We start from the raw sequence: 15,585 nt of genomic DNA, 5'->3' as shown, positions 1-15,585 counted from the left end.
CTATATAGCTTTTCCTAACATGGTGATGACAGCAAAAAAGCTGGCCTTAAAGCAGGTCAGCTTTTTTAATGATTACTTCCATACGTCTTCAGCAATTGAAATCACGTGCTTTACTTTATCCCACTGCTGCTCTTCAGTTAGTAAATTTCCTTCTTCTGTAGAAGCAAATCCGCACTGGGGACTCAAACAAATTTGATCAAGAGAAACAAATTCTGCCGCTTCAGCAATTCGTTTTTTCACTGCTTCAGGATCTTCTAAATCTCCAAATTTTGATGTAATAAGACCAAGGACAATCTGAAGATCATTTCGCTTTACATGTCGAAGAGGTTCGAATCCTCCTGAGCGTTCATCATCAAATTCTAAAAATAGTCCATCTACGTTTAACTGACTGAAAATAGCTTTTGACGCATTTTCATATCCGCCGCTTGCTGTATAAGTAGACTGGAAATTTCCTCTGCAAATATGCATTGTGATAACCATATCATCTGGTTTATGCGCAATGGATTCATTGATCGCATCCGTAAAACGTTTCAGTAATTCTTGGGGCGTAAATCCTTTTGACGCGATTTGTTCTTGTCCTTTTTTTGAGAAAAAGACCGCCCACGCAGTATCATCTAACTGTAAATAGCGGCATCCGGCATCATAAAATGCTTGAATGGCTTTTTGATATGTTTTAACTAAATCAGCAAAAAATACATCCGTATCCGAGTAAGCAGACTTTTCAATATGACCTCTGAAAAACAGCATATTGGGACTTGGAATGGTGAACTTAGCCACGTGTTCTTTTCCAGCCGCTTGATGAAGAAATTTATAATCTTCAATCATAGGGTGTTGATTAAAATCTAGTTTTCCAGTCACTCTTATACCGTGAGCTTTTGTTTGGACCCCGTGAAACTGAATTCCCGACTCTGCTTCGTAAAGTTCTACGCCAACAAGTTCTGATAGAAAGTCAAAGTGCCACCACGCACGGCGAAACTCACCGTCTGTGACGGCTTTTAATCCAATTTGTTTTTGCTTTTCTACGAGCTTACTAATTTCTTCATCTTCAATTGCTCGAAGCTGTTTCTTTGTCATTTCCCCGTTTTCCACTTGTAATCGTGCTTGCTTGATACGCTCGGGACGCAAAAAGCTTCCAACGTGATCTGCTTTGAACGGTCCTTTAGTCAATGTTGTTATCAATTTATACAGCTCCTTAAAAAAATCTAATTTTTATTATATACAAAAAATTCGGATAATGTACAGGGGTAAATCCAATTTTTTATTTATTACGCTGCAGGATGAAAGAGTGATTAGGCAGGAAAGAGAACATTCAATAACGATTGCATCTAAAAAAAGAATGAACTATAATTTTAATTAGAAAATTCTAATTTTTTATTTTTTTGAGGGAGAGGATACGTGTGGAATCCACCGAAAAGATATGGCTTTCTCAATATCCAGAGGAAATATCTGCTACGCTTCATTATGAACAAAAAAATTTAGCACAGCTTTTTGAAGAAGCAGTTCAAAAAGATCCTAAAAAAAACGCAATCTATTTTCTAGGGAAAAAAATGACGTTTTCCCAGCTGCATCAAGATTCTTTGAAACTGTCATCTTACCTTATTGAATTGGGATTAAAAAAAGGGGATAGAGTAGCCATTATGCTTCCAAATTGCCCTCAAGCTGTCATTTCCTTTTATGCTGTTCTTCTTGCCGGAGGAGTAGTCGTTCAAACAAACCCTTTGTATACGGAAAGAGAGTTAGAGTATCAGCTGAATGATTCAGAAGCGACTATGATTATTGCACTTGATTTGCTATATCCGCGTGTAGTAAAAATGAAAGCGTTAACAAGTATAGAACACGTAGTCATTACCCCTATTCAAGATTATCTCCCATTTCCCAAAAACGTACTCTATCCATTTATTCAGCGCAAACAGCAGAAGATAAGCGTGGATGTGAGTCATACGGAGACTACGCATTTATTTAAACGCATTATAAATGAATCCTCTCCAGCAGTATGTAATGCCGAGGGAATTTCAGACGAAGATATCGCGATTTTACAATACACTGGGGGAACAACAGGTTTTCCAAAAGGAGTTATGCTTACTCATAAAAACTTGGTAGCCAATGCAACGATGTGTTCACATTGGTTATACCGCTGCAAGCATGGAGAAGAAAAAGTGCTTGGAATTATCCCGTTTTTTCACGTGTATGGTTTAACAACGGTTCTTGTTCTATCGGTTTTGCAAAACTACGAGATGGTGCTTCTGCCTAAATTTGATGCAAAAACGACGCTCAAAACCATTCATAAGCAGCAGCCTACTTTATTTCCAGGTGCTCCAACAATTTACATCGCTTTATTAAACCATCCTGATTTAGCAAAATACAACCTATCTTCTATTGATTCATGTATGAGCGGTTCGGCTCCTCTTCCTGTGGAAGTACAGGAGCAGTTTGAAAAGCTCACTGGAGGTAAACTAGTGGAAGGATACGGTTTAACAGAAACTTCTCCTGTTACTCATGCTAATTTTCTTTGGAAAGAGAGAATACCAGGAAGCATAGGAGTGCCTTGGCCAGACACGGAGGCCAAAATTCTCTCGTTTGAAACAGGTAAAGAAGCTGCTGTAAGCGAAGTAGGAGAAATTGCGGTTAAAGGTCCTCAGGTAATGAAAGGATATTGGAAACAGCCTGAAGAAACGGAGGCTGTTATGCGAGACGGATGGTTGCTAACAGGTGATGTTGGCTATATGGATGATAAAGGTTATTTTTATGTAGTAGATCGAAAGAAAGATATTATTATTGCCGGGGGATATAATATCTATCCTCGAGAAGTTGAAGAAGTATTATATGAGCATGAAAAAATTCAAGAAGCTGTAGTGGTAGGTGTTCCTGATCCATATAGAGGAGAAACAGTGAAGGCTTACATTGTATTGAAAAATGGTGTAAGATGTACTGAAGAAGAGTTAAATGAGTTTTCTAGAAAGTATTTAGCCGCTTATAAAGTTCCGCGCCTCTATGAATTTCGAAATGAGCTTCCAAAAACAGCGGTCGGTAAGATTTTGCGACGAGCGCTGATTGAAGAAGAAAATGAAAAGCATAAAAAGGCGACGTAGTCGATCGTCGCCTTTGATTTTTTTTGTTGAAACATAATTGACAGATACTTGCGGTTTCTTTATTATAAAGATATGAATGAATAATCATTCATATTTTAAAGGAGCGTATAAGATTGAGAAGAAATAAGCCAAAGTATAAGCAGATTATCGATGCAGCTGTAGTAGTAATAGCAGAAAACGGATACCACAATGCTCAGGTTTCTAAAATTGCTAAGCAGGCTGGAGTTGCAGACGGTACGATATATTTATATTTTAAAAACAAAGAAGATGTCTTAATTTCCTTATTTCAAGAGAAGATGGGACAATTTGTAGAAAAGATTTATGAAGAACTGGCGGGGATTGAAACCGCGGCAGAAAAACTTCATGTACTAATTGACAAGCATTTTTCGTTTTTAGCGGAGGATCATCATTTAGCTACAGTGACACAGCTCGAACTGCGTCAATCAAACAAAGATTTAAGATTGAAAATTAACGATGTATTAAAAGATTATCTGACTCTCATTGATTCTATTTTACAGACAGGAATCGAAACGGGTGAGTTTTCTGAAAATATAGATGTTCGCCTTGCGCGACAGATGATTTTTGGAACGATTGATGAAACTGTCACAACATGGGTAATGAACGATCATCGATATGGTCTAATAGAATCGGTGGATAAAGTCCATTCCCTGCTGTTAAACGGCTGCAGCGGCTCATAATCGTAAGTGAGCCTGCTGTCCCTTGCGAGGGGAGAAGCGCAAGGTAATGAAAATAGAAAGAAAGGGTGGGGGAAACAAATGGAGATTATACAGGTTGAAACTGTTGATGCCATAAGCTTCATTACGTTGAATAGACAACCTGCTAACGCTTTGTCTCAAGATTTATTAAAAGATCTTTCAAGTGTTTTAAAACATTTAGAAGATAGCAAAGAGACAAGAGTTATCGTCATTAAAGGCGAAGGGAAATTCTTTTGTGCTGGAGCTGATATAAAAGAGTTTACATCACTTCAGCAGGAAAAAGAATACGAGAAGCTTGCTGTTAACGGTCAAGAGCTCTTTGAGTATATTGAAAATTACCCAAAACCAGTTATTGCAGCGATTCATGGAGCTGCCTTAGGCGGAGGATTGGAGCTTGCTATGAGCTGCCATATCCGTTTGGTAACGGAAAATGCTAAGCTGGGCTTGCCTGAGCTTCAGTTAGGAATTATACCAGGGTTTGGAGGTACTCAGCGATTGCCTCGTTATGTAGGAGTTCATAAGGCTTGTGAGATGATGCTGACAAGCGATCCAATATCCGGAATCGAGGCAGTGGAGTTAGGATTGGCAAACGCAGCTTTTGAAGAAAGTCAGCTTATTAATGAAACATTTTTACTTGCTAGAAAAATTGCCAAAAAAAGCCCAATCTCTGTTAAAGCTACCTTGCAGCTGCTTCAGCATGTAAAAACAGATGCTTATTACAGCGGCATCAAAAAAGAAGCGCAGCTTTTTGGAAGCGTATTCAAAAGCCGGGATGCTCAAGAAGGCGTAGCTGCTTTTATTGAAAAGCGCCAGCCTAAATTTTTAGGAAAATAAGCTTAGGAGGGGAATTGAATGAATATTTATGTGTTAGTAAAAAGAACATTCGATACAGAGGAGAAACTTTCTTTAAAAAATGGTCAAATTGTTGAAGATGGAGCTGAATTTATTATTAATCCTTACGATGAGTATGCAGTTGAAGAAGCTATTCAGCTAAAGGAAAAGCATGGCGGGGAGATTACGGTCGTGAGTGTAGGAGGGGAAGAATCAGAAAAAGAACTCCGAACTGCTTTGGCTATGGGAGCAGATAAAGCGGTTTTAATCAACACAGAAGATGACATAGAAGATGGCGATCAGTACACGACTTCTAGGCTGCTGGCACAGTACTTAAAAGAACAATCTCCTGATTTAATCTTGGCAGGAAACGTAGCGATTGATGGAGGTTCGGGCCAAGTGGGACCGCGCGTAGCAGAACAGTTAGAAATTCCTTATATTACGACCATTACAAAATTGGATATCGAAGGTGAAAAAGTGACGGTTGTACGCGATGTGGAAGGTGATTCGGAGGTTATTGAAACGTCGCTTCCTCTTTTAGTAACAGCTCAGCAGGGACTTAATGAGCCTCGCTATCCATCTCTTCCAGGGATTATGAAAGCGAAGAAGAAACCGTTGGTTGAAGTGGAACTGGATGATTTAGATTTAGATGAAGATGATGTAGAAGCAAAAACAAAGACAATTGAAATTTATTTGCCTCCGAAAAAAGATGCAGGACGCGTATTACAAGGAGATATAAAAGATCAAGTAACAGAACTGGTCAATTTACTGCATAAGGAAGCAAAAGTCATTTAATAAGTCAAAAGTCAAAACAATGGGGGTATTGTAATGGGACGCAAAGTGTTAGTTCTAGGAGAAGCACGTGATGGGGGATTACGAAACGTATCGTTTGAAGCGATTTCCGCAGCGTCTACTGTAGCTGACGGAGGAGAAATTGTTGCAGCGTTAGTAGGCAAGGACGTAAAAGCTTTAAGTGAAGAGCTTATTGCGTACGGAGCGAATAAAGTTGTTGTGACGGAGCACGAAGATTTAGCTGCTTACACATCGGATGGTTACGCTCAGGCGTTATTAGCCATCATTGAAAGTGAACAGCCTGAAGCTATCGTATTTGGCCATACGGCTCTTGGCAAAGATTTAGCGCCAAAGCTGGCAGCCCGCTTAGACAAAGGACTTATCTCCGATGTGACGGATGTAGAAGTGGGAGGGGATCAAGTAGTCTTCACTCGCCCAATTTATTCTGGTAAAGCATTTGAAAAGAAAATCATGACCGATGCTTTTACGTTTGTCACGATTCGTCCAAATAATATTTCACCGCTTGCAAAAGATGAGGGACGTACAGGCGATGTAGAGGATTTAAATGTTGAAATTAAAAACCTGCGTACCGTTGTAAAAGAAGTTGTACGCAAAGCAACGCAAGGAGTTGATTTATCCGAAGCAAAAGTCGTGATTGCAGGTGGTCGAGGTGTAAAAAGCACGGAAGGTTTTGGACCTCTCCAAGAACTAGCGGACGTGTTAAATGGAGCTGTTGGAGCGTCTCGAGGAGCGTGCGATGCAGATTACTGCGACTATTCTCTTCAAATCGGTCAGACGGGCAAAGTAGTCACACCAGATTTATATATTGCCTGCGGAATTTCAGGTGCTATTCAGCATTTGGCCGGCATGTCAAATTCAAAAATTATTGTTGCAATCAATAAAGATCCTGAAGCGAACATTTTTAAAGTAGCTGACTACGGAATCGTTGGAGATTTATTTGAAGTAGTGCCTCTGCTAACGGAAGAATTTAAAAAGCTGAAAGTACAGTCTGCGTAAATAGTAAAAGAGGCTAGGACAAACGTATTTTTGTTGAAGGAAGATCCGAACGATTAATCGTTCGGATTTTTTCATGGACGTAGTTGCTTTTAGCTGGTGATTGGAGGGCAAGGCGAAGAAGTCTTGCACGGAAATCAACAGCGGTGGAACAAGTGATTTGTACGAGCTTATTTATCCAATCTTATTTATCCAATCTGTTCGCTTTTAGATTCGGTTGATTTAGTTAGGTCTCAATCTCTTTTATTACGTGGAAAACGAAATTTTCTACGCATATTTTTAGGCAAATTGTACAAACTAGAGCGGAGAATAAACAGTATAAATGTAAGCAAAAAGTTAGCAAACCTTATTTGAAGGTGATATACTGTGAGTAGAATTTGGATATTGCATATATTTAGGAGGAATTAAAATGGCTATTGCACATGCTACAGATAAAAACTTTACAGATGAAATTAAATCAGGCCTAGTGCTTGTTGACTTTTGGGCACCATGGTGCGGACCTTGTAAAATGATCGCTCCAGTTCTTGAAGAAATTGATGGCGAACTTAACGATAAAGTTAAAATCGTAAAAGTAGACGTTGATGAAAACCAAGAAACAGCTGGAAAATTTGGTGTTATGAGTATCCCAACTTTAGTATTGTTCAAAGATGGAGAGAAAGTTGATCAAGTAGTTGGTTTCCAACCGAAAGAAGCATTAACAGAATTAATTAATAAACACGCGTAAGTCAAAACCTAACCTAGCTCAGGCTAGGTTTTTTTCTTTTTCTCCACTTTTTCTCTTTTGGGAATACTTTTATTTAGCGAATATGCGTTCGTTTGTTTTATACTAGATGTAAGGAACACTGCCATAAATCCGGCTTATGTACATGTATTAAGACAGGAAAGAATGTAGGTTACGCTTCATAAGCGATTGTATAGATGGACAGAGTAAGAGAAGAGGAAGGGGAAAAGTATGAACGATTATTTAAAAGAAAAGCTGGCTATTTTACCGGATCAGCCCGGCTGTTACTTGATGAAAGATAAATATGGAACGGTCATTTACGTAGGAAAAGCAAAAGTATTAAAAAATCGAGTACGCTCCTACTTTACCGGATCTCATGACGGAAAGACGCTTCGACTTGTAAACGACATTGTCGATTTTGAATATATCGTCACATCTTCTAATTTAGAAGCGCTTATTTTAGAAATGAATTTAATCAAAAAGCATGATCCAAAATACAATATCATGCTTAAAGATGATAAGGGCTATCCTTTTATTAAGATTACAGCTGAAAAACAGCCCCGACTTGTTATTACAAGAAAAATAAAAAAAGATAAAGGAAAATACTTTGGTCCTTATCCTAACGTTCAAGCTGCAAATGAAACAAAGCGGCTTCTTGATCGCATTTATCCGTTAAGAAAGTGCTCCACTATGCCAGACAGGCCTTGTTTGTATTACCATATCGGGCAATGTCTAGCTCCTTGCGTAAAAGAAGTAAAAGAAGAGCAAAACAAACAAATTATTGAAAATATCACGCGGTTTTTGAATGGTGGATATGAGCATGTCAAAACAGAGTTAACTGAAAAAATGCTAAAAGCTTCAGAAGAGCTCGACTTTGAGCGGGCTAAAGAATACCGAGATCAAATTGCTCATATCGAAGCGACAATGGAAAAGCAAAAAGTAACGTTTAATGATTTTGTTAATCGAGATGTGTTTGGCTATTCTTATGATAAAGGCTGGATGTGTGTTCAAGTTTTCTTTATTCGCCAAGGGAAATTAATTGAACGAGAAGTTTCTATGTTTCCTTTTTATAAAGAGCCAGAAGAAGATTTCTTAACTTTTATCGGTCAGTTTTATGCCAAAAATATTAAGCCAAAAGAAGTGATGGTTCCAGCAACGATTGATGCAGAGTTAGCTGAGAAATTAGTAGAAGTAGAGGTTCAGCATCCAAAGCGAGGCAAAAAGAAAGAATTAGTGGAACTTGCGTGTAAAAATGCAAAAATTGCGCTCGGTGAAAAATTCTATTTAATTGAACGAGATGAAGAGCGCACGGTTGGCGCAGTTGAACGGTTAGGAGAAGAGCTTGGAATTGCCGCTCCTTATCGGATTGAAGCATTTGATAACTCAAATATTCAAGGAACAGACCCCGTTTCTGCGATGATTGTTTTTGTTGATGGGAAACCGGAAAAGAAAGAATATCGCAAATATAAAATTAAGACCGTAAAGGGACCAGATGATTACAGTTCCATGAGAGAAGTCGTTCGCAGACGGTATTCCAGAGCGTTAAAAGAAGGTCTTCCGCTTCCGGATTTAATTGTTGTAGATGGAGGCAAAGGGCATTTAGCTGCAGTACAGGACGTTCTCGAAAATGAATTGGGACTTTTAGTGCCTACAGCAGGTCTTGTCAAAGATGATAAGCACAGAACCTCCAACCTGATGATTGGTGAGCCTCCTCAAATCATACCGCTTGAACGCAATAGTCAAGAATTTTATTTGCTTCAGCGAATTCAAGATGAAGTTCACCGCTTTGCGATTACCTTCCACCGTCAAGTGCGGTCTAAGTCCGCTTTTCAGTCAGTTCTGGACGACATTCCGGGAGTGGGAGAAAAGCGTAAAAAAGCTTTGTTAAAGCATTTTGGTTCGGTGAAAAAATTGAAAGAAGCAACGGTTGAAGATATTCGAAATTCAGGTGTTCCTCAAAACATTGCTGAAAAAATTTATGAAACATTGCAAAAATAGTCTTGAAATAATAGAAAATATTTGATAAGCTATTAACTAATTTCATACGACACTTCATCAAATGAAGTGAAGATAGAGGTGCAAATTTAATCAGTACGTATCAGGAAGGGTATGAGCCCTTATGAATGATGCGGAAAGGGAAATTTGCCGAAGTGAACATTACCTCATAGTAATGATTGCTGGTTCTGCGTTGAATAAACGTAGGATTGTCAAGATGTAGATTCTTGGAGAGCTATCTCACGGCAGTGGACGGTTATGTTTATAATTTTCGTTCGTTAAGCAATGAGAGCTCATCTCATTGCTTTTTTTATTGTCTGAGTAAAAAAATTTAGCTTCTCATCATCCTGCATATGCAAATTTATTGAAAAGGAATGAACAAAATTATGGCATTAATCGTTCAAAAATTTGGTGGAACATCTGTTGGTTCTGTTGAACGTATTCAACATGTAGCAAACCGTGTTATTCAAGAAGCAGAGCGCGGTAACCAAGTAGTTGTTGTTGTATCGGCAATGGGCAAAACCACAGATGCACTGGTGAAATTAGCAAGTGATATTACGGACAGTCCAAGTAAACGCGAAATGGATATGCTTCTTACAACTGGAGAACAAGTAACGATTTCCCTGTTAACCATGGCTCTTCAATGCAAAGGTCATGAAGCAACTTCGCTAACAGGCTGGCAAGCTGGTATCCAGACGGAAGCAGTTCACAGCAATGCACGAATCCAGCGCATTGACACGACTCGTATTCAAAGCCAATTAGATAGAGGGCGAATCGTAGTAGTAGCTGGATTCCAAGGCTGTTCAGAAAATGGGAGCATTACGACATTAGGTCGAGGCGGCTCTGACACGACGGCAGTAGCTCTTGCTGCAGCATTAAAAGCTGCAAAATGTGATATTTATACAGACGTAACAGGAGTGTTTACGACAGATCCGCGCTACGTAGAAGATGCTCGTAAACTTTACTCTATTTCATATGATGAAATGTTAGAATTAGCCAATTTAGGAGCAGGGGTGCTGCATCCGCGCGCTGTTGAGTTTGCAAAAAATTATCAGGTACCGCTAGAAGTGCGTTCAAGCTTAGAAAACGAGAATGGAACGATTGTTGAGGAGGAAGTTTCAATGGAACAAAACTTAGTCGTAAGAGGAATTGCGTTTGAAGATAATATTTCACGGGTGACAATTGAAGGGTTGAACAACGAGTTACAAACTCTTTCTACTATTTTTACAGCATTAGCAAAAGAACAGTTAAATGTGGATATTATTATTCAAAACGTAACGGCTAATAATCGTTTATCCATCTCGTTTTCTATTAAAACCGTAGATGTAGAAGCTGCTCTTGCTGTCTTAAAGGAGTATAAATCTACTTTAGGATATACGCGTATTGAACATGAAAGCGGGCTGGCTAAAGTATCGATTGTTGGATCTGGCATGATTTCTAATCCAGGTGTTGCAGCCGAAATGTTTGAAGTGCTGGCAGGAGAGAAAATTGAAGTGAAGATGGTCAGCACGTCTGAAATTAAAGTATCTACAGTTGTACCGCATGCTGATATGGTAAAAGCTGTTGAGACGCTTCACGTAGCATTTGAACTAGAAGAGCAGCAGGCAGTGCAAGTATAAAGAAAAGAAAAAGACGTGGTATCTCCACGTCTTTTATATATACGTATTTTTTACTTTTTATAACGCTCCGCACGTGTTTCGGTAGGTAAGATATCTTTTCGGTCCCACTGCACGGAAATCAGCACTTTTCCGTTCTTTTCTTTAGGTGTTAAGTAGGCTTCTGTTAGGCAGTTGTTTTGACGCTGAATCTGTTCAGCCACAAATCCTGACTCAAGATGAAACGAACAAGTTTCCTGCTGAAATCTTTTGCTGACCACATCACCTGATAATTCAAGCTCTAGTGAATATTTATCTTTTTTGGCAAGCGTCAGTGTTCCCCAGGAAGCGGCTTTAAAAAAAGCGACGATTTCATCCATTGTATTTAATGGATATTTACGCGCAAGGTGTTTTCCTGCCCAGTATGAGATGGTATTCGTTTCGTCTCCAAGAAGCTCTGGAATTAACACATCACGCAAAAGGCTGTATCCGAAATATGGAACGTGATCAAGAGCTCTCTCTGTTTCAGCTGCGACATTAGGTTCTGATGTTTCCATCGTCTCTTCAAGTTCTTGCTGTGATTCTGTTTGTAAATTGCTCATGCTTTCCCCTCTTTCTTTACTACTATTATATACAAATCTAAAAAACCTCTCACGCATTTTTTTAATAAAATGTAAGAGGAACTTTATTATGGTAAAAAGAGTTAGATGTAAAGATGTAAAAACCATAAAATACCTTTTAAAAGGGTACTTTTACCTGTGTAAATGTTTTGTGAACTTGTTTACAATAAAAGTACAAAGTAAACGCTTACTTAATTGTGGCAAGCGATACTATAATAGAAAGAAAAAATCTTTAACATCAATTCAGTAAGCGTTAACAAATATAAAATTTTATAAATTTATATTTTATAGAAGATTTAAACATCTTGCCTTGACGCTCTTAATCGATGGGAGTAAAATTAACCTGTCACATACTTTATTAGGAAATGCAAAGGTTTTCATTTCCTGTATTCACGATTAATCTATTTGTCTAGTGGGAGTAAGAAAGTTCTTCACAAACTATGTTCATTTAACTAAGGGGGGTCTACGCAGATGGCGGCAAACAGAGAGTTTCAATATCGGAGAATCCATTCACTACTTGGAGTAATACCAATCGGGATTTTCTTAACACAGCATTTAGTTGTGAATCATTTCGCGACAAAGGGAGAAGAATCATTTAATCAAGCAGCTCACTTCATGGAGAGCTTACCTTTCCGCTATGCTCTAGAAATTTTCATTATTTTCTTACCAATTGTTTTTCACGCAATATACGGTCTTTACATCGCATTCACTGCTAAAACAAACGTTAACAACTATGGATTTTTCCGTAACTGGATGTTTATCCTTCAGCGTGTTTCAGGTGTAATCACACTTATCTTCATCACATGGCACGTATGGGAAACCAGAATACAAGCTGCGCTTGGAAAAGAAGTAGATTTTCAAATGATGGAACGAATTTTAAGCAACCCAGCAATGCTTGCATTCTACATAGTTGGTGTTGTATCTACAATCTTCCACTTTGCAAACGGTCTATGGTCATTTGGAGTTAGCTGGGGGTTAACTGTAACACCACGTTCTCAAAGAATTTCAACTTATGTGACATTAGCAATCTTCTTAGCACTTACATTCGTAGGTGTTCGTACATTATTCGCATTTGCATAAAATTAAGGTTTTGAAGGAGTGGGGTTCCGATGAGTAACGGAAAAATCATCGTAGTCGGTGGCGGTTTAGCTGGCTTGATGGCAACAATAAAAATTGCTGAGTCTGGCAAGCAAGTAGATTTATTTTCACTAGTTCCGGTAAAAAGATCTCACTCAGTTTGCGCTCAAGGTGGAATCAACGGAGCCGTAAATACAAAAGGTGAAGGAGATTCACCATGGGAACACTTTGATGACACAGTGTATGGCGGAGACTTTTTAGCCAACCAGCCACCTGTAAAAGCAATGTGTGAAGCAGCTCCTGGTATTATTCACTTACTTGACCGTATGGGTGTAATGTTTAACCGTACTCCTGAGGGTTTGTTAGACTTCAGACGATTTGGCGGTACCCAGCATCACCGTACGGCTTTTGCTGGAGCAACAACTGGTCAACAATTATTGTACGCATTAGATGAGCAGGTTCGTCGCTATGAAGTTGCCGGACTTGTGACAAAGTACGAAGGATGGGAATTCTTAGGTGCTGTTCTTGACGATGAGCGCAGCTGTCGCGGAATTTCTGCACAAAATTTAAAATCAATGGAAATTAAAACATTCCCAGCTGACGCGGTTATTATGGCTACAGGTGGACCTGGGATTGTCTTTGGAAAATCGACGAACTCAGTTATTAATACAGGTTCAGCGGCATCTATCGTGTATCAGCAAGGTGCATACTATTCAAACGGAGAGTTTATTCAAATTCATCCAACTGCTATCCCGGGAGATGACAAGCTTCGTCTTATGAGTGAATCTGCTCGTGGAGAAGGCGGACGCGTTTGGACATATAAAGACGGTAAGCCTTGGTATTTCTTAGAGGAAAAATATCCTGCATACGGTAACTTAGTACCTCGTGATATTGCAACTCGTGAAATTTTCGACGTCTGCGTAGCGCAGAAGTTAGGAATTAACGGAGAGAACATGGTTTATCTGGACCTTTCACATAAAGATCCAAAAGAGCTAGACATTAAACTTGGAGGTATCATTGAAATCTATGAAAAATTCATGGGTGATGATCCGCGCAAGGTACCAATGAAAATTTTCCCAGCCGTACACTATTCAATGGGCGGTTTATGGGTAGATTACGATCAAATGACAAATATTCCTGGCTTATTTGCAGCTGGTGAGTGCGATTATTCACAGCACGGAGCGAACCGTTTAGGAGCAAACTCATTATTATCAGCTATTTATGGTGGTATGGTTGCCGGTCCTAAAGCCGTTGAATACATCAATGGCTTAGAAAAGAGCGCAGATGCTATTTCTTCAAGCGTATATGATCGTCATGTGAAAGAAGAAGAAGAGAAATGGAACAACATCATGAATCTTCAAGGTACAGAAAATGCATACGTTCTTCATAAAGAGCTAGGGGAATGGATGACTGACAACGTGACAGTCGTACGATACAATGACAAACTGTTAAAAACAGATGAAAAGATTCAAGAATTAATTGAACGCTATGATCGTATCAACATTAATGACACGGCTAAATGGAGTAATCAAGCCGCAACATTTACTCGTCAGCTGCAAAACATGCTTCAGCTTTCACGTGTTGTAACGCTAGGAGCTTACAACCGTAACGAAAGTCGCGGTGCTCATTATAAGCCGGATTTCCCAGATCGTAATGATGAAGAATTCTTAAAAACAACAATGGCATCTTTCGTTGATAAGAAAACGGCTCCTTCTTTCCATTATGAAGAGGTAGACGTATCGTTAATCAAACCGCGTAAGCGCGACTACACAAAGAAAAAAGATGAAAAACCAAAAAAACAACAAGAGGGGGTTCGTTAATCAATGAGTGAACAACAAACAGTCCAAAAGACAGTGCGCTTCATTATTACACGTCAAGATTCAGCTGAATCTGCTCCTTACAATCAGGAGTTTGAAATTCCGTATCGTCCGAATATGAACGTTATTTCAGCACTGATGGAAATCAGACGTAACCCTGTTGATGCTTCAGGTAAAGAGGTTGCTCCGATAAACTGGGAAATGAACTGTTTAGAGGAAGTATGCGGAGCCTGTTCAATGGTTATCAACGGTAAACCTCGTCAGTCATGTACAGCTCTTGTTGATAAACTAGAACAGCCAATTCGCTTACAGCCAATGAAAACATTCCCTGTTGTTCGTGACTTGCAGGTAGACCGCAGCCGTATGTTTGATTCACTAAAAAAAGTAAAAGCCTGGGTTCCAATCGATGGCACATACGATTTAGGGCCAGGACCGCGTATGCCAGAAAAGAAACGTCAGTGGGCGTATGAGTTATCCAAGTGTATGACATGCGGCGTTTGCTTAGAAGCTTGTCCAAACGTAAACGACAAGTCAAACTTCATCGGTCCAGCACCGCTTTCTCAAGTTCGCTTGTTTAATGCCCATCCAACCGGTGCGTTAAATAAAGGAGAACGTTTAGAGACGATTATGGGTGATGGAGGGCTAGCGAACTGCGGAAACTCTCAAAACTGCGTTCAATCATGTCCAAAAGGAATTCCATTGACTACTTCAATCGCAGCTTTGAACCGCGACACAACCATTCAAGCATTCAGAAGTTTCTTTGGTAGCGATCAAGTATAATCACTCAAAACCTCTCCAAGCGGAGAGGTTTTATTTTGTCTATGACGAATGGAGGAATTACAGATGAATAATATTTCGTATATTGAAGACATGGATCACTGGAAAGAGTCATTTTCGTTTAAGCAGAAAATTAAGGTAAGATTTTCGGAAACAGATATGTTTGGACATTTAAATAATACGGTTCCTTTTGTTTATTTTGAACAAATACGTACGGAATTCTTTCATCATATTGGCTTTATGCAAAAGTGGACGAGTGAGCATGAAGGAACAATACCGGTGGTGGCTGATTTGCAGTGCGACTATATCAAACAAGTGTATTTCGGCGATATGCTAGCTGTTTTTGTAAAGGCCCATAAAATCGGACGTTCGTCGGTTGATTTACACTATATGATTCAAAATGAGCAAAGGGAGGTTGTACTCACGGGGAGAGGAACAATGGTGCAAATTTCTAAAGAAACAGGAAAAAGCGTGCCTTGGAATGAAGAGATGAAAAGGTGTTTATCGAATATATGAAAATGGCTTGAAGGCTCTTTCTTCA

The 15,585-nt window shown here is 39.2% G+C and carries 14 protein-coding genes and 1 riboswitch; of the genes, 12 read left to right on the top strand and 2 right to left on the bottom strand.

Annotation, left to right across the window (positions count from 1 at the left end; genetic code table 11):
- Positions 1-72: 72 nt before the first annotated feature.
- The gene (locus N178_RS05600) at positions 73-1,179 is read right to left on the bottom strand and encodes a 5-methyltetrahydropteroyltriglutamate--homocysteine S-methyltransferase (protein WP_045291141.1); all 1,107 of its coding nucleotides are present in this window, start codon (positions 1,177-1,179) and stop codon (positions 73-75) included.
- Positions 1,180-1,397: 218 nt separating this feature from the next.
- On the opposite strand from N178_RS05600, the gene N178_RS05595 reads away from it, so the two are divergent.
- The 8 genes from N178_RS05595 to N178_RS05560 all read left to right on the top strand — a co-directional run bounded on the left by N178_RS05595 (position 1,398) and on the right by N178_RS05560 (position 10,777).
- Complete coding sequence (locus N178_RS05595) at positions 1,398-3,089, top strand: AMP-binding protein (RefSeq protein ID WP_045291139.1); 1,692 nt, start codon at positions 1,398-1,400, stop codon at positions 3,087-3,089.
- 113 nt (positions 3,090-3,202) lie between these two features.
- Positions 3,203-3,787: a TetR/AcrR family transcriptional regulator gene (locus tag N178_RS05590; RefSeq protein WP_045291137.1), complete on the top strand. Its 585-nt coding sequence runs from the start codon at positions 3,203-3,205 to the stop codon at positions 3,785-3,787.
- A 78-nt stretch (positions 3,788-3,865) separates the two neighbouring features.
- Positions 3,866-4,639, top strand: a complete 774-nt coding sequence (locus N178_RS05585) for an enoyl-CoA hydratase (RefSeq protein ID WP_045291135.1) — start codon at positions 3,866-3,868, stop codon at positions 4,637-4,639.
- A gap of 18 nt (positions 4,640-4,657) precedes the next feature.
- Complete coding sequence (locus tag N178_RS05580; protein ID WP_016765685.1) at positions 4,658-5,431, top strand: electron transfer flavoprotein subunit beta/FixA family protein; 774 nt, start codon at positions 4,658-4,660, stop codon at positions 5,429-5,431.
- 33 nt (positions 5,432-5,464) lie between these two features.
- On the top strand, positions 5,465-6,445 hold the full coding sequence (locus N178_RS05575) for an electron transfer flavoprotein subunit alpha/FixB family protein (RefSeq protein ID WP_013085165.1): 981 nt from the start codon (positions 5,465-5,467) through the stop codon (positions 6,443-6,445).
- Between the two features lie 406 nt (positions 6,446-6,851).
- Positions 6,852-7,166: a thioredoxin gene (gene trxA, locus N178_RS05570; RefSeq protein ID WP_013059404.1), complete on the top strand. Its 315-nt coding sequence runs from the start codon at positions 6,852-6,854 to the stop codon at positions 7,164-7,166.
- A 228-nt stretch (positions 7,167-7,394) separates the two neighbouring features.
- Positions 7,395-9,161, top strand: coding sequence for an excinuclease ABC subunit UvrC (gene uvrC, locus N178_RS05565; RefSeq protein WP_014458075.1), 1,767 nt, complete (start codon positions 7,395-7,397; stop codon positions 9,159-9,161).
- A gap of 65 nt (positions 9,162-9,226) precedes the next feature.
- Positions 9,227-9,404, top strand: a riboswitch (Lysine riboswitch).
- A 140-nt stretch (positions 9,405-9,544) separates the two neighbouring features.
- Positions 9,545-10,777, top strand: coding sequence for an aspartate kinase (locus tag N178_RS05560; protein WP_045291133.1), 1,233 nt, complete (start codon positions 9,545-9,547; stop codon positions 10,775-10,777).
- Positions 10,778-10,827: 50 nt separating this feature from the next.
- Here N178_RS05560 and N178_RS05555 read toward each other — a convergent pair whose 3' ends face one another.
- On the bottom strand, positions 10,828-11,355 hold the full coding sequence (locus N178_RS05555) for a YslB family protein (protein WP_045291131.1): 528 nt from the start codon (positions 11,353-11,355) through the stop codon (positions 10,828-10,830).
- Between the two features lie 489 nt (positions 11,356-11,844).
- Here N178_RS05555 and N178_RS05550 point away from each other — a divergent pair, with 489 nt between their 5' ends.
- The 4 genes from N178_RS05550 (at position 11,845) to N178_RS05535 (ending at position 15,560) form a co-directional block, all read left to right on the top strand.
- Entirely contained in the window at positions 11,845-12,453 is a 609-nt protein-coding gene (locus tag N178_RS05550; protein WP_013059400.1) for a succinate dehydrogenase cytochrome b558 subunit, read from the top strand.
- 29 nt (positions 12,454-12,482) lie between these two features.
- Positions 12,483-14,270: a succinate dehydrogenase flavoprotein subunit gene (sdhA, locus tag N178_RS05545; protein WP_013059399.1), complete on the top strand. Its 1,788-nt coding sequence runs from the start codon at positions 12,483-12,485 to the stop codon at positions 14,268-14,270.
- Positions 14,271-14,273: 3 nt separating this feature from the next.
- Positions 14,274-15,047, top strand: coding sequence for a succinate dehydrogenase iron-sulfur subunit (gene sdhB, locus N178_RS05540; RefSeq protein WP_013059398.1), 774 nt, complete (start codon positions 14,274-14,276; stop codon positions 15,045-15,047).
- Positions 15,048-15,110: 63 nt separating this feature from the next.
- Positions 15,111-15,560 (top strand): acyl-CoA thioesterase, encoded by a 450-nt coding sequence (locus tag N178_RS05535; protein WP_045291129.1) that lies wholly within the window; start codon positions 15,111-15,113, stop codon positions 15,558-15,560.
- The last annotated feature ends 25 nt before the right edge of the window (positions 15,561-15,585 follow it).

The organism is Priestia aryabhattai B8W22 (genome assembly GCF_000956595.1).
GTDB classification, from domain to species: Bacteria; Bacillota; Bacilli; order Bacillales; family Bacillaceae_H; genus Priestia; species Priestia aryabhattai.
The sequence above is the reverse complement of the archived record's forward strand: the minus strand, read 5'-3'. Positions and strand labels throughout refer to the sequence as shown.